This window comes from Sphingomonas sp. IC-56, assembly GCF_021043375.1.
Lineage (GTDB): Bacteria > Pseudomonadota > Alphaproteobacteria > Sphingomonadales > Sphingomonadaceae > Sphingomonas.
In genome coordinates this window covers 120,678-138,993 of the sequence record NZ_JAJNDV010000006.1, presented here as the reverse complement: position 1 = coordinate 138,993, position 18,316 = coordinate 120,678, and the positions used below count along the sequence as shown (strand labels likewise).

Annotated in this window: 16 protein-coding genes; 1 reads left to right on the top strand and 15 read right to left on the bottom strand. The window is 65.3% G+C overall.

The genetic code is table 11. From position 1 onward, the window contains the following. Nucleotides 1–289: 289 nt before the first annotated feature. From LQ953_RS10155 to LQ953_RS10095, 13 genes are all read right to left on the bottom strand, one after another. A complete protein-coding gene (locus tag LQ953_RS10155) occupies nucleotides 290–1,780 on the bottom strand; it encodes a tryptophan halogenase family protein (RefSeq protein ID WP_231030668.1) in 1,491 nt (496 codons plus the stop codon). After that, the gene (locus LQ953_RS10150) at nucleotides 1,777–2,820 is read right to left on the bottom strand and encodes a cupin-like domain-containing protein (RefSeq protein WP_231030667.1); all 1,044 of its coding nucleotides are present in this window, start codon (nucleotides 2,818–2,820) and stop codon (nucleotides 1,777–1,779) included. The genes LQ953_RS10155 and LQ953_RS10150 overlap by 4 nt, the downstream gene beginning before the upstream one ends. Continuing rightward, nucleotides 2,817–3,521 (bottom strand): SapC family protein, encoded by a 705-nt coding sequence (locus LQ953_RS10145; protein ID WP_231030665.1) that lies wholly within the window; start codon nucleotides 3,519–3,521, stop codon nucleotides 2,817–2,819. The genes LQ953_RS10150 and LQ953_RS10145 overlap by 4 nt, the downstream gene beginning before the upstream one ends. Nucleotides 3,522–3,637: 116 nt before the next feature. Continuing rightward, nucleotides 3,638–6,784, bottom strand: a complete 3,147-nt coding sequence (locus LQ953_RS10140; RefSeq protein ID WP_231030664.1) for a TonB-dependent receptor — start codon at nucleotides 6,782–6,784, stop codon at nucleotides 3,638–3,640. Nucleotides 6,785–7,076: 292 nt separating this feature from the next. Then, nucleotides 7,077–8,753 (bottom strand): GMC family oxidoreductase, encoded by a 1,677-nt coding sequence (locus LQ953_RS10135; RefSeq protein ID WP_231030661.1) that lies wholly within the window; start codon nucleotides 8,751–8,753, stop codon nucleotides 7,077–7,079. Nucleotides 8,754–8,777: 24 nt separating this feature from the next. Beyond that, nucleotides 8,778–9,620, bottom strand: coding sequence for a sugar phosphate isomerase/epimerase family protein (locus LQ953_RS10130; RefSeq protein ID WP_231030659.1), 843 nt, complete (start codon nucleotides 9,618–9,620; stop codon nucleotides 8,778–8,780). Further along, the gene (locus LQ953_RS10125) at nucleotides 9,617–10,186 is read right to left on the bottom strand and encodes a gluconate 2-dehydrogenase subunit 3 family protein (RefSeq protein WP_231030657.1); all 570 of its coding nucleotides are present in this window, start codon (nucleotides 10,184–10,186) and stop codon (nucleotides 9,617–9,619) included. The genes LQ953_RS10130 and LQ953_RS10125 overlap by 4 nt, the downstream gene beginning before the upstream one ends. After that, entirely contained in the window at nucleotides 10,183–11,016 is an 834-nt protein-coding gene (locus tag LQ953_RS10120; RefSeq protein WP_231030655.1) for a 3-keto-disaccharide hydrolase, read from the bottom strand. Before LQ953_RS10120 ends, LQ953_RS10125 begins: the two co-directional genes overlap by 4 nt. 10 nt (nucleotides 11,017–11,026) lie before the next feature. Further along, a complete protein-coding gene (locus tag LQ953_RS10115) occupies nucleotides 11,027–11,938 on the bottom strand; it encodes a hydroxypyruvate isomerase family protein (RefSeq protein ID WP_231030653.1) in 912 nt (303 codons plus the stop codon). A gap of 13 nt (nucleotides 11,939–11,951) precedes the next feature. Next, nucleotides 11,952–12,332, bottom strand: a complete 381-nt coding sequence (locus LQ953_RS10110; protein ID WP_443026564.1) for a c-type cytochrome — start codon at nucleotides 12,330–12,332, stop codon at nucleotides 11,952–11,954. Further along, the gene (locus tag LQ953_RS10105) at nucleotides 12,329–13,477 is read right to left on the bottom strand and encodes a Gfo/Idh/MocA family protein (protein WP_231030652.1); all 1,149 of its coding nucleotides are present in this window, start codon (nucleotides 13,475–13,477) and stop codon (nucleotides 12,329–12,331) included. The genes LQ953_RS10110 and LQ953_RS10105 overlap by 4 nt, the downstream gene beginning before the upstream one ends. Continuing rightward, complete coding sequence (locus LQ953_RS10100) at nucleotides 13,474–14,544, bottom strand: sugar phosphate isomerase/epimerase family protein (protein ID WP_231030650.1); 1,071 nt, start codon at nucleotides 14,542–14,544, stop codon at nucleotides 13,474–13,476. Before LQ953_RS10100 ends, LQ953_RS10105 begins: the two co-directional genes overlap by 4 nt. Next, entirely contained in the window at nucleotides 14,541–15,788 is a 1,248-nt protein-coding gene (locus tag LQ953_RS10095) for an MFS transporter (protein ID WP_231030647.1), read from the bottom strand. Before LQ953_RS10095 ends, LQ953_RS10100 begins: the two co-directional genes overlap by 4 nt. A gap of 125 nt (nucleotides 15,789–15,913) precedes the next feature. On the opposite strand from LQ953_RS10095, the gene LQ953_RS10090 reads away from it, so the two are divergent. Beyond that, nucleotides 15,914–16,924, top strand: coding sequence for a LacI family DNA-binding transcriptional regulator (locus LQ953_RS10090; RefSeq protein ID WP_231030645.1), 1,011 nt, complete (start codon nucleotides 15,914–15,916; stop codon nucleotides 16,922–16,924). A gap of 1 nt (nucleotide 16,925) precedes the next feature. Here LQ953_RS10090 and LQ953_RS10085 read toward each other — a convergent pair whose 3' ends face one another. Continuing rightward, nucleotides 16,926–17,864, bottom strand: coding sequence for a 3-keto-disaccharide hydrolase (locus LQ953_RS10085; protein ID WP_231030643.1), 939 nt, complete (start codon nucleotides 17,862–17,864; stop codon nucleotides 16,926–16,928). Beyond that, complete coding sequence (locus LQ953_RS10080) at nucleotides 17,864–18,073, bottom strand: hypothetical protein (RefSeq protein ID WP_231030641.1); 210 nt, start codon at nucleotides 18,071–18,073, stop codon at nucleotides 17,864–17,866. Before LQ953_RS10080 ends, LQ953_RS10085 begins: the two co-directional genes overlap by 1 nt. Nucleotides 18,074–18,316: the final 243 nt, after the last annotated feature.

The following is an 18,316-nucleotide window of genomic DNA, read 5'->3' as shown; positions in this document are numbered from 1 at the left end:
GGAGGGGCAGGGAGCAACAGGTCGGCCATGCCCCCGGCATGGCCTGAACAGCGCGAGGCGCTGTTCACCTGATGCTGGTGCGAGCGCAGCGAGCCCAGCGAGTTGCTCGGAAGAAAGGGACAAGGCCGGGCATCGAGCCCGCCCTTGCCCGAACCCACCCCTGGCCCCTCCCTGATAGGGAGGGGGAGCCTGCAACCCCGCCCGCGGCGTTGTCGGGCGCTGCGATCAGGAGCGCCGTGTCAGCCCGCCCAAGCGTGGGCGCCTACAGCCTGTCTACGGCCCCCAACCGCTACTGCCGCGGCGCAGGACAGTACCGCGCCAGCGCATCGGCATGCGAAGGCATCTCCCGCGCCGCATGCGCCACGCTGGCGCGTATCCCGGACAGCGCCTGGTCCAGCTCCCCCGCCTGCATCATCCGCGCAAGCTGATGGTGTCCGCGCGGCGCCACGCCCTGGCCTAGCAACACCTGCACCCAGCTATCGACCCGGAACAGGTCGTCCGATGCCTGATATGCCTGTGCGCTCTCCTGGAACAGCGCGATGCGCGCCGCCAGACTGTCGGGGATCGCCATGGTCCGGCACCGCTCCCAGAATGGCCCGTCGCGCGCGTTCAGGTGATAATGGAGGATGATGAAGTCGCGCACGCCTTCCATCTCGTGCCGGAACTGCGCGTTGAAGCGCTCCACCTGCGCGCCGCCGATCCCGGCAAAGGGGAAGGTCTGGATCAGCCGCGTCACCGCCGTCTTGATCAGGTGGATGCTGGTGGACTCCAGCGGCTCGATGAACCCGCTCGACAGCCCCAGGGCGATGCAGTTCCCGTTCCACGCCTTGCGCCGCTGCCCGGTCCGATAGCGGATCAGCCGCGGCTCGGTCAGCGGCTTGCCCTCGACGGCGTCCAGCAATTGCTGCCGCGCGGCGTCGGGGGACAGGAACTCGCTGCAGAATACCAGCCCGTTTCCGACGCGGTGCTGCAACGGGATCTTCCAACGCCAGCCTGCCTGGTGGGCGATGGCGCGCGTATAGGGGACGGGCGGGGCAGTGGCCTCGGTCTGCACGGCAAAGGCGCTGTCGGTGCTGATCCACTGGCCCCAATCCTCAAAGCCGGTTTCCAGCGTCTGCTCGATCAGCAACGCGCGGAAGCCGGTGCAGTCGAGAAACAGGTCCCCTTCGATCCGCTCCCCGGATTCGAGCACCAGCGCGGTCAGGAAGCCGGTCTCGGGTGCCTGCTCGACCCGGGCGATCTTGCCTTCGACCCGGCGGACGCCCGCGGGCTCGCTCAATCGGCGCAGGAACCGCGCGTACAGCGTCGCGTCCAGGTGATAGGCGTATTGCGTGCGCGCGTCCGCGCCAGCCTCGACCCGCCCGGCCTCTGCCGCCTGCGTCTCCAGGCTATATTCGCCAAGCGAGCCGCCAAAGTCCTGCGCCTGCGCCTCCAGCCAGAAATGGTGGAAGTCGGCCATCCAGCTCGCCTGCCGCCCCGTCTGGCCGAAGGAGTGGAAATAGCGATCGCCTTCGCGGGTCCAGTTCTCGAACGAAATGCCCAGTTTTAAGCTGGACTGCGTCTCGCGCATGAAGGTCGGCTCGTCGAGCCCCAGCAACTGGTGAAACCGCCGGGAGGTGGGGATGGTCGACTCCCCCACGCCGACGGTACCGATCTCGTCCGACTCCACCAGCGTGATGTCGAGCAACGGCCCCAGCTGCTTGACCAGCGCCGCCGCCGCGATCCACCCCGCCGTGCCGCCCCCGGCGATCACCACCCGCTTCACTGCCTGCGCGCTCATCGGTTCAACTTGCTCAACAGCTGCGCGCGAAGCCGCCGCGCGGCCAGTTCATCCAGCGTCCCGAGCGGCCCGCGCGCATGTTCCGGCAGGTGCGCGCCGGCCAACTCTGCGGGTCCGAACACATAATAGTCGAACAGCGCCTTCCAAGCCTGCTTCTCCGGCTCGGGCCGGTCGCGCAGGCTGAGCAGCGCGTGCAGCAGCGTGTTCTGCGGCGTGTCCATGAACGCCGGCGAGGTATTCCACCAGTAATTGACGAGCACGTTGAAGGCGTCGAGCGCCTCGACATGGTGCCACCAAAGGGCGGGGTAGAACAGCACGTCCCCCGGCTCCAATTCGGCGATCTCCGCCACCTCCAGTGCCGCGCGGAAGTTGGGGTGCGCGTCGAAATCCGGCGCGACGAAATCCACCATGCTGATCACTTGGCCGCCCGGCGTGGGTTCCAGCGGTCCGGGGTACAGGTTAGCGACCTGATCGGGCGGAAACAGCGTAAAACGCCGCTTCCCGACCGCACAACAGGCTAAATTATGCGACATATCGTAGTGCGCGGAGGCCTTAGTGCGGTTGCCGATCCAGATGCTCGCGATCGGCGGATGCGCGGCAAACATCGGGTGGTTCAACGCCAGGTCGTTCCCCGCCTCGCGAAGGCCAGGCAAGTAGATCCCAAGGTCCGTCGACCCAATGTAGAAGGAAGGCGTTTCCGCGTCGACAAGATGCTGGCCAATCCGCTCGAGCGTAGCACCCAACCCAACCCGCGCACCCTCGAAATTGAACCCGGTCAGTTCGTCATTGTAGAAAAACCGCCCCTTGATATCGGGCTTGCCGGTGAAGCCAACCACCGGCCGCCCAGCATCGAAACCCTGGATATAGGCGATCGCATCGCGCGGTGATTTCAGCCCCTCACCAACGATCGGCCAATGCCGCGCAACGCCCTTCAGGATCGTCGGCCGCTGCTCCGCCATCAGCTGGTCAAAGGGGATCGCGTCTGCAGCCACATCCTCGATCACCCGCGTCCGCCGCGCAACAAGTGCGACGTGGCTCATGCGGCCCTGCGGCGGGCGTTCTTGCGCTCGATCAGCCCGCTGATGTTGCCCAGCGACGCCGCGATGAGGAACGCGCTCGCCAGGAACCCTTCGCGATGCAGCGCCTCCAACTCGGTTCCGCTCAGCGCAGCAAGGCGTTCGCGCGACAACACTTCATGCCCGGTGATCGCGTAGCGCGTCTCGGCGTCCAGCGTCACTTCCAGCGCGATCGGCTGGATGAGACCCGCCGCGTCCAACGCCCCATACATTGCCTGAGCGGTTTCTGCTCCGGCATGGATCAGCCGTAGGACCTGGCTCACATGCTCCAGATACGGCCCGTTCCCGCCATGCGGCAGGAATAGCGGGGCGCCATCGGGCGATCCGACTCTTGGGTCCTCCAGATCGACATGGAGCATCGGCTCGCCCCCATCCGACAGGCCGATTGAGAAGGGGCCGCGCTGCTGCAAGAGCGGGATATGTCGGCTGCTCCAGCGATCTCCGTCCAGGAACAGGTTCTCGTCACGATCCAGCCCCAGCAGGGCCACGGCTTCGATGCCGCCAGCCCGGCGATGGAAGAGGATCGGAAACTCGCGCTGGGCTTCTTCCAGTTCGGTCGGAAGGATCGGCACCTGGTTGACGGCGTCGTCGAAAGCCGCGCCATGGCGGATCGCCACGGTCAGTTCACCATGGTCGATGTTATTGAGCACGACCCTGTTGGGCATCGCTGTCTTTATCCAAGCCTTATCGGGAGCAGCATGGCGCAAAGCCCATCGCTGCTAAACATGCGTGAGGAAGAGGGGCGCCGCTTGCCTCGCCCCTCCACCTCTTCAACGGCCGTTCAGAAGCGGAAGCGTGCGCCCAGCAGGAAGCGACGATCGAGCTCTTGCGCGAACCACAGCTGCTGTTCGTCGCGAGCGTAGGTGCGGACGCTCTCTTCCAACAGGTTGATGCCTTCCAGCGTGATCGCGATCTGCGGCGTGATCTCATAGCTGAGCGTCGCGTCGAGCTGGCCGAACGGAGCCGTGAACTCGGGATTGCGCGATCCCTGGCGATTGATCCCCGACAGGAACTTGTCGCGCCAGTTATACGCAACCCGCGCCGACAACCCGTTCTTCTCGTAGATCAGCGTGCCGCTCACCGTGTCGCTGAGTCCCAGCAGCGCGAACTGATCCTCGCTGGGGCTTGCGCCGATGTTGAAGCCAACGTCGCCGCGCACCAGCGTGTACGCCGCGGCGACACCGAAGCCGGTGGTGCCGAGGAAATACTGGCCCGCGATTTCCAGACCGTAGATCTCCGCGTCGCGGTTGTTGATCGGGCGTGTCACCTGGAACTGGTACAGCGGATCGGAGGGCAGGCCCGCCACGTCGAGCGAGTTGTTGATGCTTTGGACAAAGGCATCGTTCAGCGAGCGGGTGCCGGGGTTGTAGTTGGCGCTGAACTGCGTGGTGGCGGCACCGACCGATCCGGTGGACTGGATCAGCGCGGTCATCACGAACAAATTGGCGTCGCTGATATCGGCGCCGAGGCCCGTGAGTGCCGCGCGGGCATCGCCGGACCGGCTACCCGCCGCGCCCGAGCTCGGGTCCCGCAGACCGTACAGGTCGGAAGTGAACTGGCCGTTGCCGATGAAGTTGCGCACGCGCTTGTCGAACAATGCTACCGACACATAGCTGTCGGGCTTGAAATACCATTCCAGCGAGGCGTCGAAATTGTCCGAGATCAGCGGCCGCAGCCGGGCGTTGCCGGTATTCGCCGTGGCGATGCCGCCATTGTTGATCGGGCGCGGCGGACCGCCCACCGTGGTTGCGGTAAACAGATTGCCGTAGTTCGGGCGTGCGATCGTCTTGCTGTACGACACGCGGCCGATCAGGTTGCGCGCCACTTCGACCTGGAAGTCGATCTGCGGCAGGATGTTGTCATAGCTGCCGCCGTCGGTGACGTAGCGGGTCTGGTCGGAGATCGAAACCGTGAAGTCGTTGTCCGACACCCAGGTGATCGCGCCGGGCACCGCCTCAAGCGAGGTGGTCGTCGACTTGGTGTGCTCGTAGCGGACACCCGCGACGAGCCGCGCATCCGCGCCGCCCAGGTCGCCCTTCCAGGTGACCTGGCCATAGGCGGCCCAGATCTCTTCCTTGACGCGGTTGTCCTGGTTGCCGGTCACGCCGACCGCTCGGCCAAGGCCGGCATAATAGGGCGACAGGATCGAATAGATCGAAGCTGCATTGCCCCGATACGCCGTCTGCAATTCGGGGTCGCCGCCCGGATTATATTGATCGAACTTGCATTCAAGGCAGAAGCCCTGAAGGGCACCGGGGGCAAGCCGCTCGACATCGCCGGGGCTGGTGATGCCCCAGTCGCCCAGCGTCTGCTGCGTCGAGACGGAAGTCTGGCGCATGTCGGCGGTGCGATAATTGCCGCCAAAGTCGAACCGGCTGCCTGCACCCAGGTCCCAGGCGAAGTCGGCGCGGACTTCCTTGACTTCCTGCTGCTGCGTGTTGGTGTAGGTTCGCCCGATCTGCGAACCGACGTCGTTGACGTCCAGCGGCCCGCTCGGGCCGAAGGTGACGTCCTCGCGTGGGATCCCGTTGCTGTAGTCGACCGAGTGCTGCGCGATGACGTTCGCGCCCATACCGACCAGCGTCGACGACACGCCATTGGGATTGTTCGGACGGCTCGACGACTTGGACCAGTGGCCGTCCAGGTTCAGCGAGAAGTTGCTCGCCATCTCCCACTTGGCGTTCAGGCCATAGTCCTCAAGCTTGCCCTTTTGCCCGCGCGACTGCGCTTCGAAGCCGATGTCTTTTTGACCGTTGATGGTTTCGCGAAGATAATTCGCGGTCGCGACCGTCGGGTTGCCGTCGAAGGTCACCACGTCGAAGGGACGGCTGAACCAGTTGGACAGGTCCGACCGGGTCTCCTGCTGGGTGTTCTGCGCATAGAGCGCGTCGGCGGTCAGGGTCAGCGAATCCGTCGGCTTGAACTGCAGCACCGCCTGGCCGTTGATGCGCTCGCGGCTGCCCTCGGCATAGTGGTAGCGGCTGTCGTTCGGGATCGCGACCAGCTGGTTGAGGTCGGTCGGCGCGTTGTTCACCACCGTGCAGGTCGGGGAGGGGGTGCCGCCCACGCACGCGCCCCCGCTGCGGGCGAATCCGCCCGTCAGGAAGGTGCTGTACGGAATGATGTTCCAGTCGTTGGACGTGGCGGCGATCGAAGTGAAGTTGCGCTTCTGATAACTTCCGAACAGCGAGACACCGAACCGCTGCTCGTCATCGCTCCAGCTCAGCACGCCCGAGAATTCCGGCGTGACCTTCGACCCGCAATCGAGGCAGTCGTTGACGCTGGTGTCGTACACCGCCTTGGCGCCGATGCTGCCGTTCAAGCCAGCGTCGCGGTTGTCGAGCGGGCGACGGGTGACGACATTGATGGTCGCGCCAATGCCGCCCGAGGGGATTGCCGCACGGCCGGTTTTGTAGACTTCCAGCGTGCGGACGCCTTCGGTCGCCAAGTTGGAGAAGTCGAAGGAACGGCTGGTGCCTTGCGCGCCGTCGGCGTTCTGGTCGCCGCCGACTACAGAGACGTTGGACGTGGCGAGCTGCCGCCCATTGAGCGTCACAAGGTTGTAGGTCGGGCCAAAGCCGCGAACGGTGACCAGCGAGCCTTCGCCGTTGGTGCGGTTGATCGACACGCCAGGAATGCGCTGGAGCGATTCGGCCAGGTTAGTATCGGGGAACTTGCCGATGTCTTCGGCGGAGATCGCATCGACGATGCCGGACGCGTCGCGCTTGATAGCGATGGAGCGCTCAAGCGCCGCTCGGATGCCGGTAACCACGACTTCGTCGGTGGTTTCTTCTTCTTGCGAGATAGGCGATGCCGCTTCTGGTCCTGCATCCTGTGCAGCCGCCAAGCTGGGCAGCAAGAGCCCTGCCGTCATTGCAAGAATAGAAGCCGAGCGCGCGAACGTCGGCGCCAGTCGTGAACCGTTCATCTTCCTCTCCTGATCTGGCGGCCGCTTCGAGATGCCACCACTGCGCGTGCACCTTTGTGCATCGTCATGACAACGCTAGACTGCTCGAAGAAACTGTCAAGCTGACATTTTCAAAAAGACATCGTGGCGCAAATTGTAATATTTATGCGGACAGTAGGGCGAGCGACGAGCATTTCGGCAGCAAAGTACGGGCCAAGCACACTCTACATCCCCAACTCCGCCGCGCTTCGCACACCGGCGTTGCGCGGCAGGAGGGCGTATCCCTAGCCTGGCATGCAGGCTGATGCCCGCTTCATGCCCGTGTTAGCTGCCGCACAGCATGATCCGCCGCACGGGCAGTCAGCGCCATGAAGGTGAGCGAAGGATTCACGCAGGATGCCGATGCCATCTGTGCGCCATCGGTGACGTACAGGTTCGACGCATCATGTGCCTGGCTCCACCCATTGAGCACCGAGGTGCGCGGATCCGCGCCCATGCGTGCGCCACCCATTTCGTGGATCGCGTCGCCAGGCACGTGTTCCCCTTCCCAGCTCCGAACGTTGGTAAGCCCGGCGCCCTTCAGCATCGCCTCGCCCTGAACCTTGGCGTCGGCCATCATCTTGAGCTCGTTGTCGCGGAAGCGCACGTCGAAGCGCATCAACGGCACGCCGAAGCGGTCGACCTTGCTGGTGTGCAGCGAAACGCGGTTGTCCTTGTAGGGGAGGCATTCGCCAAACGCGCCCATGCTGAACTTCCAGGGTGTATAGCCGCGCATGCCCTGCTTCATCGATGCGCCAAAGCCCACCGGCGCCGCAGGGTCGCGTCGCGCGCTGCCCTGATAGCCATAGCCGCGCTTGAAGCCGACGCCTTCGTCGCCGCCGATGTTGCGGAAGCGCGGTACATAGACGCCCCCCGGGCGCCGGCCATATTCGATATACTCGCTCATGCCGGGGATATCGCCCTCGACGCCCACGCGGAAGATATGGTCCATGACATAGCGGCCAAGCGTACCGCTGCTGTCGAAATGGCTGCGCTCGCTGCCCGGCGCGCGTGAGTTCATCAGGATCTGAGTCGACGCGATCGCCGATGCGCACACAAAGACGAGGTCGGCATTGACCACCTGGGCCTGGCCGGTCTTCGCATCCACATAGCGCACGCCCGTGACGCGCTTTCGGCCTGCGTCATATTCCAGGTTGGTGACCACCGCGTCCGATTGCAGCGTCAGCCGCCCGGTAGCGAGCGCCGCCGGCAGCGTGACTGCCTGGGTGGAGAAATACGCGCCGAACGAGCAGCCATTGCTGCACTGGTTGCGGAACTGGCACTTGGTGCGGCCCTGTTCGGGCTTGTCTTCGGTGATGTTGGACAGCCGCGTGTTGATCAGCTTGCGGCCTGGGAACTTGGTTTCGAGCCGCTCCTTGAGCCACTTCTCGGCCACGTTCATCGGCACCGGCGGCTGGAACTCGCTGTCGGGCAGATAGGGCAGGTTCTCGCGCGAACCCGACACGCCGATATATTTCTCGACATAGCTGTACCACGGCGCAACGTCGTCATAGCCGATCGGCCAGACGCCATCGATCCCGTCGCGCTTGTTCGCCTCGAAGTCCTCGGGCGCCCAGCGGAAGCTCCAGCGGCCCCAGATCAGCGACTTGCCGCCGACCGCGCCCGGACGAATCCAAAAGAACTTGCTGCCTTCGTCATAGGCATACGGATTCTGCTGGTCGTCATTGTAGAAGCGCTGGTTGCTCGGCTGGATATAGCCATGCTTGGCAATGAAATAGTTGCTGTCGACAAGTGCCTTGGGCATGACGTTGCGCGCCGGAACTTCATAGGCGGGCTTGCCGTCATACGGATACCCTTCGCCATGCTCCACCATGACGCCACGGTCCAGCATCAGCACGCGCAGGCCTTTTTCGGTAAGCTCCTTGGCAGCAAAGCCGCCGCTCACGCCTGAGCCGATGACGATTGCGTCGAACCTGTTGGTCGAAGCCATGATCTTCCCCTCCCGGTATTCTTGTCAGAAACGCAGCGCGCGCAGCGTCTTGAAGCTGGTCGTGATGTCCGGAAGATAGGGCGCCGGCGCCTGATCATTCTCGACATAGAAGTGACGCACGCCTGCGCTGGCCTTGCGCTTGAACAGCGCAGCGAAATCGGTCGTCCCGGCGCCTACTGCGGCCATGCTGCGGTCCGCGCGCATGTCCTTGACGTGATAGGCATAGATGCGGCTGCCCAGCCGATCGATCAGTGCCGCGGCGCTTTCGCCCGCATGCGCCGCCCAGTAGAGATCGAGTTCGATCTTCACCAGCGCAGGATCGGTCTCCTTCAGGAACCGCTCGTACAGGCTCACGCCGCCGGGCTTCACCGTGAATTCGAAATCGTGGTTGTGATACGCAAAGCCCAACCCGGCCTTGTTCAGCCCGTCGGCGAAGCGGTTGAAGTTGGGAAGCGCCACCTGCCAGGCCTGCTCGTTGCGGTGCTCGTCCGTCATGTAAGGAAGCACCACCGTGTCGGCGCCCAGCGTCTTGGCCATCGCCACGGACTTGTCGAACTGCCCGAGCAGCGCATCATAGCCAATGTGGATCGAAGGGGAGCGCAGGCCGAGCCGGTCCATGGTCCGGCGCAGCAGCGCGTGATCCATGGCGTCATAGCCGCCACCACCGAACTCGACTTCGCGGTAGCCGATGCGCGCCACCTGTTCGAGCGTGCCGACCGGATCCTTCTGGAAGATGTCGCGCACGGTATAGAGCTGCAGCCCGATCGCGTTGATCTGCGCCGCAGCGGCGGGGGGAGCGACACGTCCGGCAAAGGCGAGCGCCGCGACGCCGCCTGCGCCGCCGAGCAAAGTTCTACGGCTGATCATGCGCTGTACACCTTGTTGACCTGCGAATAGGGGAAGGCACCATTATATTCACCCGGCACGGGCAGATATTCGCGCTCCTGCGTGATGCCCACTTCCGACGTGTAATAGCCGGTGACGACCAGCTGCCGGAACGCCTCGAAGAACGCAGCGCCCGATGGGATCTGCCCGTTCATCGCCAGCGTGAGCAGCGCGTCCTGCTGTTCGGGCGTGGCCTTCGCCGCGGGCACCCGATAGTCCTGAAGGCTGCGCGCCTCGACGGCCTGAAGTCCCGCCAGGATCGGCTTGCGCTCTTCGGGCACCGCCCAGTCGGCCAGCATCTTCTCGATAAATTCCGGCACACCGGCGGCAATGGCACCCGGGGTATCGGTAGTGGGGATCACCCGCTCGCTGAGCGCGCTCACCAGCGCCCGTTGGGCGGGAGTGAATACGGGGGCGCTAGGCGGTCCCTCGCTGATCACGGGGATACGCGAAGCCTTGGCGGCATCGGCAGCGCGGGCGATCGGGGCAAACAGCCCCGCGCCGAACATGCCGACCACGCCGGCGAGCGCAGTTCTACGATCGATCACTTAGCCTCTCCTCCAAGGTCCTGTGCAATCGCTGTCTCTGGCAGCGGCCGGACCCAGATGTTTCGGAACGATACGGGGGAATCATGATCCTGCAACTGGATCGGTGCGGCGTCGGGATGCGCCTGGTATTTCGCGATCTGGCGCCAGGCGGTGGTGCCCAGCATCGCCTGATGGTTCTGGACCAGTACGCCGTTGAGAAACGCGGTGATATAGGCCGGTCGCAACAGCTTGCCGTCCGCCGAAAAGCAGGGCCGCTCGAAGATCACGTCATAGCTCTGCCATTCGCCCGGACGCCGCGCGGCGTTCACCAGCGGCGGCTTCCAGCCATAGACCGCGCCCACCATGCCATCGGCATAGGTCGGGTTCTGATACCCATCCAGGATCTGCAACTCGTAGCGCTGCATGAACCAGATGCCGCTATTGCCGCGATCCTGCGAGGTCTTGGTCGGCGGGTTGGGCGAGCGGAACTCCAGGTGCAGCTGAACGTCGCCAAAGCTCCGCTTGGAGATCAGGTTGTTCTCTCCACCGCTGCTGGCACGCGATGGCACGGTGAAAGCACCATTCGCGATCGGCCAGAGCGTCCGCTCGGCCCGCCATGCATCCAGCGAACGCCCGTCGAACAGCACCACGGCATCGGCCGGCGCACCGCCCGGCTGAGCCGCAGGAGCGACAGCCGCCGGGGCAGGGCGGTCTGCATCATGCACGCGCCAGGTGCCGCCGGGCAGCACTGGCGTATCCTTGAAGCCGGGCTTCTCCTGCGCGGCGGCGGGCAGCGCCAGGATCGAGGCGATGCCGCCGATCAGGACTGCGCTTGTACGGATGAGCGTCATTCTTCTTCCCTCAACCCTTGTCGATGGCGCGGTAGGCGGCAATCAGGCGTTCCTCGCCGGCGCGGCCTTGAACCGAATTGCCATGTTCCATCCCGATCACGCCCGAATAGCGGCGCGCGCGCAGCCATTTGACGATCGGGGCATAGTTGATCTCGCCCGTGCCCGGCTCGTTGCGCCCTGGATTGTCGCCGAACTGAAGATAGCCGATCTCGCTCCAGCAGGTCTCCAGCGTCGGGATCAGGTTCCCGGACTGAATCTGCTCATGGTAGACATCGGCCAGGATCTTCACGCCCGGGCTGTTCGCGCCGCGTGCGACGGCAAAGCCCTGCGCGATGCTCTGCATATAGACGCCCGGATGGTTCGTGCGCGTGTTGAGCGGCTCCATCACCATCGCGATCCCGTGCGGCGCGACAATGTCGCCCGCGCGGCGCATCACGTCGATGACGCGCGCCGTCTGGATGTCCACCGGCACCTTGAGATCGAGAAACCCGGTGACCACGGTCATGTGCCTGGCGTTCAGGCGCTTGGCGACGTCGATCGAGGTGCGGATGTCGGCCAGGAACGCCTCCCGATCGGCATCATCCGCCGCGCCGAGCAACGGCCGCGACTGTGACCATTTGGGCATGCTCGCGACGAACACACCCATGGTCATGTTGCGGTCGGCCAGCGCCTTGGCCATCCGCGCCTGTTCGGCCACGCTGCGGTTACGCGCTTCATTGTCTTCCCAGGCGGTAAAGCCCTGGTCGGCGGCATAGGCGATCTGCTCGATCAGCCCGCCGCGGCTGGCGAAGCTGCCTTCGTGCGGGGCATAAGCGAGCGAGAAGCGCGCCGCGTTGGATGCCGCTCCCTGCGCACCTGCCATACCGGCGGCCAGCGGCGTGACGGCTCCCGCGGCAAGCAGCGTCCGGCGCGAGATCGTCATGCCCGCACCGCCATCACTTCGCGCTTTCCGCCTTGAGATAGGCGATGATCGCGGCGCGCTTGGCGGGATCGGCCATGCCGATTGGCATGCGAGTGCCGGGCACCTTCTTGGTCGGTGCGGCAATATACTGGTTCAGCGTCGCATCGTCCCAGCGCAACTTCGACGCCTTTAGCGCGGCCGAATAGTTGAAGCCGGGGACCGACGCCGCCGGTCGGCCGGGCACGCCATACAGATTGGGACCCACCCCGTTCTTGCCGCCCTTCTGAACCGTGTGGCACGCCTTGCACGCGGCAAAGGCGGGCGGGGGCGTTGTCTGCGCGACCGTGGGTGCGGACGTGACGAAAAGCGCCGCCGCGGCAACCGTTCCTGCCGCCAGGCACATGAGAAGCTTCAACTTTTCTCTCCCGATTCAATTTTGGTCCACTTCTGGTCCGCTGCCGCGTTGGTGACAACAGCCTCGACGAATTTCATGGTGCGCAGCCCATCGGGCACGCCCGGGAACCAGCCCTCGCCATCGCCGCGAATGGCGGCGGCAAAGGCGCGGTAGAGGTTCGCAAACGCCTCGACATAGCCCTCGGGATGCCCGGCCGGAATGCGCAGCAGCCCCGTGGTGCTTTGCTGAAGGCCGGGGCCGTTGGCGCGCACGATCTCGGCCGGGCGATCCAGCCAGCGCAGCGTGAGTGTGTTCGGCTCCATCTGCGACCATTCCAGGCCGCCGCGCTCGCCATGGACGCGCAGTTTCAGGCCATTTTCCTCGCCGGCCGCGACCTGGCTGGCCTTGAGTGTGCCACGCGCACCGCCGTCGAAGCGGAGCAGCGCGCTGACATCGTCGTCGAGCCGCCTGCCGGGCACATGGATAGACAGCTCGGCGGAAAGCGCCTCTGTGCGCAGGCCCGAGACATGCTCGGCCAGGTGAAAGGCATGAGTGCCGATATCGCCCAGGCAGCCGCCAAGTCCGGCGCGCGCGGGATCGGTGCGCCACTCGGCCTGCTTGTTGCCGTCGGTGTCGATCGGCTGGCTCAGCCAGCCTTGCAGATATTCGACCTGCACCAGCCGGACCGCGCCGAAATCGCCGCGGGCGACGCGGGCGCGTGCTTCCTCAACCAGGGGGTAGCCGCTGTAGGTGAAGGCCAGGGCGAAGCGGCGGCCGCTGGCCTGTGCCGCCTCGGCAATTGCCTCTGCCTCGGCGACGCTCATCGCCATCGGCTTTTCGCAGAACACATGGAAACCGGCGCGCAGGGCGGCGATCGCCATCGATGCGTGCAGGTGGTTGGGCGTCACGATCGCGACGGCATCAATGCGCGCCGCGGCGGGGAGGGCGGCTTCCGCGGCCAGCATCTTGTCGACGCTGCCATAGACGCGTTGCGGGTCCAGCCCCAGTTGTTCGCCGGTGCGCCCGTTGCGGCCAATGTCGGTGCTGAACGCGCCGGCGGTCAGGCGCCACTCGCCGTCGAGCGCGGCGGCCATGCGGTGCACGGCGCCGATGAACGCACCTTCGCCGCCGCCGATCATGCCCAGACGAAGCGGTTGGCGGCTCATGCCTCGCCAGCCTCCACAGAAAGCCCGAGCAACTTGCGGATCGCGCCCTTGTCGACGCCGCTGGCGGCGAAATCGTCAAAAGCGCGCTCGGTCACGCGGATCATGTGGTGCTCGATAAAGGGCGCACCCTCGCGCGCGCCATCCTCGGCCCGCTTCAGCGCGCATTCCCATTCGAGCACGGCCCAGCCATCATAGCCATATTGCGCCATCTTGCTGAAAATCGCGCCGAAATCGACCTGACCATCCCCCGTCGAGCGGAAGCGGCCGGCGCGGTTCACCCAGCTTTCATAGCCGCCATAGACCCCCGAGCGCCCGGTCGGGTTGAACTCGGCATCCTTGACGTGGAAGCAGGAGATCCGGTCGTGATAGCGGTCGATAAAGTCGAGATAGTCGAGCTGTTGCAGCACGTAATGCGACGGATCGAACAGGATGCGCGCGCGGGGATGGTTGTCCACCGCCGCCAGGAAGCGCTCCCATGATGCGCCGTCGTGCAGATCCTCGCCTGCATGGATCTCGAACGCGCAATCGACGCCGACGTCGTCGAACACGTCCAGGATCGGCGTCCAGCGCCGCGCCAGCTCCGCAAAGGCCTCTTCCACCAGGCCGGCGGGCCGCTGCGGCCAGGGATAGACATAGGGCCAGGCGAGCGCGCCCGAGAAGGTGGCATGCGCCGACAGGCCGAGATTGGCGCTGGCCCTGGCCGCGAGCTTCACCTGCTCGACGGCCCAGGCCTGGCGCTCGGCCGGCTTGCCGTGCAATTCGGCGGGCGCGAACCCGTCGAACAGCGTGTCATAGGCGGGGTGCACCGCGACCAGCTGCCCCTGTAGGTGCGTCGACAGCTCGGTAGGCTCGATGCCGAACTTGGCCAGCCGCCCGCGCAGATCGTCGCAATAATCCTTGCTCTCCGCCGCCAGCTTCACGTCGATCAGCCGGGTGTCGCACGGGATCTGCACGCCGACAAAGCCCAGGCCCGCCGCCCATTCGGCCAGATTGTCGAGCGTGTCGAACGGGGCGGCATCGCCCAGAAACTGGGCGAGGAAGATCCCCGGGCCCTTCATGCTGGTCATGCGCGTGCCTCTCTGGTGTCGTCGCGGAAGCTGAGCTGGAACAGGATGGCGACCACCGCCGCGGCGATCGCGGGATACCACCACATGCCCTGCCAGTCGGCGATCGTCGCGTTGGCGGGTAGCTGCGCATAAAGCAGGCCGCCGATCTGCGAGCCAAGCAGCATGCCGACGCCATAGGTGAACAGCGTGAGCATCCCCTGTGCCTGTGCGTTCACGCCCTTGGGCGAGGCGATGGTCTGCGTGTAGATCGCACCGGCGACGAAGAAGAAGTCATAGCACACGCCGTGCAGCGCCACGCCCAGATAGATCGCCCACAGCGAGTCACCGCCATCGCCGATCGCGAACAGCGCATAACGCAGCGCCCAGGCGACCATGCCGACCAGCAGCAGCGGCTTCACACCGAAGCGCCTATACAGCCAGGGCATCGAGAACATGAAGGCGAGCTCGGACATCTGCCCGATCGACATGGTGCCGCCGACATTCTCGATCCCCGCCGTGCCGATATAGGCCGAGGCATAGGCGTAATACATCGCCAGCGGGATCGAGATCAGCGTCGCAGCGACGATGAAGATCAGGAAGGAGCGGTTGCGCATCAGGCCGAACGCCTCGACGCACAGCACCTGCCGGAGCACGCTCTCATCGCGCGGCGCATCGGCTGCGACATTGGGGAGCGTGATGCTGTAGAGCCCCAGCGCGATCGAGACGACGGCGGCGATGATGAAGATCTGCGGGCTGGCCGACAGCCCCGCCCAGCCGATGATCAGCCCCGCCGCGATCCAGCCCAGCGTGCCGAACGCGCGCACGAAGGGGAAGCGGTCGACACGTTCGCCAAAGCTCTTGAGCGCGATGGTGTTCGCCAGCCCGACGGTCGGCATGTAGAGGATCATGTAGCCCAGCAGCAGCCACACGAAGCTGTTGCCATGTTCCGGGGTGATCAGGGACGGCAGCACGAACAGCAGCACGCCGCCGACCAGATGCAGGATCACCATCAGCATCTTGGGGCTCAAATAGCGGGCAGCCGCCATGCCGAGCAGGAAGGAGCCGACGATCGAAGCGATCGGCCCGACCGAAAAGGCGTTGGCGATCAGGTTGCCGATGCCGACGGTCTGCATCACCAGGCCGAGCGTGACGTTCCACGCGCCCCAGATGAAGAACTGCATGAACATCAGTGCGCTCAGGCGCCCTGTCAGCAATCCGGACTCCGGACGCGCCGAGCCTGTGAGCGTCCCTTCAGCAGCGACCATGCGCATATCCTCCCCGAGCGCATTTGCTGCGCTTCATTGGGCAAGCCTATGCAGCGGCATTGTCGATGTAAAGGATTACATCGCGCCCTATCGACACGGTTCGTCGCAGCCCACATGAAGGCGCCATGACGACGATCATCCAAGTCGCGGCCGAGGCCGGCGTCTCCACCGCGACGGTGTCGCGGGTGCTGAGCCAACCCGACCGGGTGTCCGCGCCGACTCGCGAACGGGTGCTCGAAGTCGTGGAAGCGCTCGGCTACCGTCCCAATGTCGCCGCGCGCAGCCTGCGCACGCTGCGCGCCGCGAAAATTCTGCTGACGGTGCCCGACATCGCCAATCCCTTCTTCGCCAGCGTGATCCACGGTGCGGAAGAGGCGGCGCGCGATGCCGGCTATGCGGTCGTGGTCGGCGACACCCGCCACGATCCCGAAGTGGAGGACCAATATGCCGACATGCTGTTGCGCCGCGAAGTCGATGGCCTGATCTTTCTGGGCCACCGAATGCCGGAAAGCCTCGCCCCGTTGGCTGGCGGCGGGAGCACGGTGGCGCCGATCGTCAATGGATGCGAATTCAGCGCGGACCTGCAAGTGCCCAGCGTCCATATCGACAATGCCGCGGCGAGCAGCGACGCGGTGGAGCATCTGATCGGCCTGGGCCATCGGCGGATCGGCATCATCACCGGCCCGCCGGTCAGCCCGATCAGCCGCGACCGCCTGGCCGGCGCCATGGCGATGGCAGTGCGGCACGGCCTGGCGGAGATGCTGGAGGTGCGCGTCGGCGACTATTCCGCTCAGTCCGCCTTCGAGCAGGCCCGCGACCTGATCGACCGCGGCGTTACCGCGATCTTCTGCTTCAGCGACGAGATGGCGGTGGGCGCCATGAGCGCGCTGGGCGCGGCCGGTATCGCCTGCCCGGACCAGGTTTCGGTCATCGGCTTCGACGACCTGCCGCTGGCCAGGTTCTTCCATCCGCCGCTGACCACGGTTGCCCAGCCCAAGGGGCTGATCGGCAGGCGCGCGGTGGAGCTGCTGGTGGACATCCTGCGCGGGGTTCAGCATCCGGTCCGGCAGGTGACGCTCGCGCACGAGCTGATCGTGCGCGGCAGCACCGCGCCGGTCCGGCCTGCTTTCCCCTAACTCAGCCCGCGGCCTTCAGGCGTGGAAGGCTGCGGATCGGCTCGACCGTGATACGCCGGAACCAGGTTTCGGCGCCTTCGGACTGGAGCTGGATCTGACCATGGGTCAGCGGCGTGCGGCTGCCATCCGGTCCGATCGTCGCCATGCCCCGCACTTCGGCCACGGGCACACCGTTCACGACGTGAATGGCACGGTCACCAACCACATACAGGTCCAGCGTGTTCCACTCGCCTATCGGACGCTCGGCGTCATTGGCGGCTTCGACGTTCCAGGTGCCGGTGCCGTTCACCATTTCGACGTCGCGGCCGCCGGCCCGGAAGCGAAGATGCGGGGCGATGATCGAGGGATCGGACGCCGCCGAAGTCGTCGCGCGAACCTTCGATCCGACCATGACGATCATGCCGGTCGATCCCTTCATGATCTCGAACTCGACCGAGGGCTGCCACGTCCCGAACACTTCTCCGGGCTTGCCGTGGGTGTGGTAGAGCAGCCCGTTGTTGGGCGGATCGGTCAGGCGCGGCGCCCAGGTCTTGGCGCCCCATTTATACTCCAGCCGAAGATGATAGTCGCGAAGGTCGGCATGGTGGACCAGGCTCCCCCAGGTCTCGCCCTTGATCCAGATTGCCGGCTCGCCATCCGCCTGCCGCACCGCAAAGTCGCCAGAAGTGTCGCGCGTCGTGCCGACCGGCACGCTCGCCGCATCGGCTCTGTAGGTGATGGCGGGATCGGCATAGCCCAGCCACGGCTTCCAACCCTGAAGGCTGCGGCCGTCGAACAGCTGCACGGGCTTGCCCGCAGGAGCGGGGAGGTCGCTCAGCACCAGCTGCTGCGGTCCAGCCGGCGGCTTGCCCGCAATCGCGACGGCCTGGCGAACCGAGTCCTGCGCCGACGCTCCGGCTGGCAGCACAAGCAAGGCCGCTGCGGCTTTGAATGCCTTCATCATCTCTCCCTTGTCCCGCATCTCTCTGCGTTGCGCGACGGATCGAACATACCGCCTGCTTCGGCGCAACCCGGAATTTCGTTCTCGGCCTTGTTTGTTTCGCCTAACCGGGGTGCGCCGCTCATGCGGATAGCGCGCTTGCCATAGACCCCGCCGCCGCCTGACCGATTTGACAAGTCGCTTTGGTTATTGTTGAACAGGTCCAACATAGGACCATCTTAGATCCAACACCGGCATTAAGACCGATGAAGATGGTGGGATCGAGTCGGACGGGCGGCACGCCAGTTGTCAGGCTAAGGGAGGAAGCTGCATGCGCGCTCTACATCTGCACACGTCGCTCCGCGCCCGCCGTGGCGCCCTCGCATCCACGCTGCTGCTATCCACAAGCATGCGCGCCGGCCTGGCTCCCGCAGCATGACGGTAGACCCTATTCGAGCGATCGGGCACCGCCA

Excerpts from the sequence above, each read along its gene's own strand:
- LQ953_RS10155 (WP_231030668.1), bottom strand. The coding sequence starts at position 1,780 with ATGAGCGCGCAGGCAGTGAAGCGGGTGGTGATCGCCGGGGGCGGCACG.
- LQ953_RS10150 (WP_231030667.1), bottom strand. The coding sequence starts at position 2,820 with ATGAGCCACGTCGCACTTGTTGCGCGGCGGACGCGGGTGATCGAGGAT.
- LQ953_RS10145 (WP_231030665.1), bottom strand. The coding sequence starts at position 3,521 with ATGCCCAACAGGGTCGTGCTCAATAACATCGACCATGGTGAACTGACC.
- LQ953_RS10140 (WP_231030664.1), bottom strand. The coding sequence starts at position 6,784 with ATGAACGGTTCACGACTGGCGCCGACGTTCGCGCGCTCGGCTTCTATT.
- LQ953_RS10135 (WP_231030661.1), bottom strand. The coding sequence starts at position 8,753 with ATGGCTTCGACCAACAGGTTCGACGCAATCGTCATCGGCTCAGGCGTG.
- LQ953_RS10130 (WP_231030659.1), bottom strand. The coding sequence starts at position 9,620 with ATGATCAGCCGTAGAACTTTGCTCGGCGGCGCAGGCGGCGTCGCGGCG.
- LQ953_RS10120 (WP_231030655.1), bottom strand. The coding sequence starts at position 11,016 with ATGACGCTCATCCGTACAAGCGCAGTCCTGATCGGCGGCATCGCCTCG.
- LQ953_RS10115 (WP_231030653.1), bottom strand. The coding sequence starts at position 11,938 with ATGACGATCTCGCGCCGGACGCTGCTTGCCGCGGGAGCCGTCACGCCG.
- LQ953_RS10105 (WP_231030652.1), bottom strand. The coding sequence starts at position 13,477 with ATGAGCCGCCAACCGCTTCGTCTGGGCATGATCGGCGGCGGCGAAGGT.
- LQ953_RS10100 (WP_231030650.1), bottom strand. The coding sequence starts at position 14,544 with ATGACCAGCATGAAGGGCCCGGGGATCTTCCTCGCCCAGTTTCTGGGC.
- LQ953_RS10095 (WP_231030647.1), bottom strand. The coding sequence starts at position 15,788 with ATGGTCGCTGCTGAAGGGACGCTCACAGGCTCGGCGCGTCCGGAGTCC.
- LQ953_RS10090 (WP_231030645.1), top strand. The coding sequence starts at position 15,914 with ATGACGACGATCATCCAAGTCGCGGCCGAGGCCGGCGTCTCCACCGCG.
- LQ953_RS10085 (WP_231030643.1), bottom strand. The coding sequence starts at position 17,864 with ATGAAGGCATTCAAAGCCGCAGCGGCCTTGCTTGTGCTGCCAGCCGGA.
- LQ953_RS10080 (WP_231030641.1), bottom strand. The coding sequence starts at position 18,073 with ATGTTGGACCTGTTCAACAATAACCAAAGCGACTTGTCAAATCGGTCA.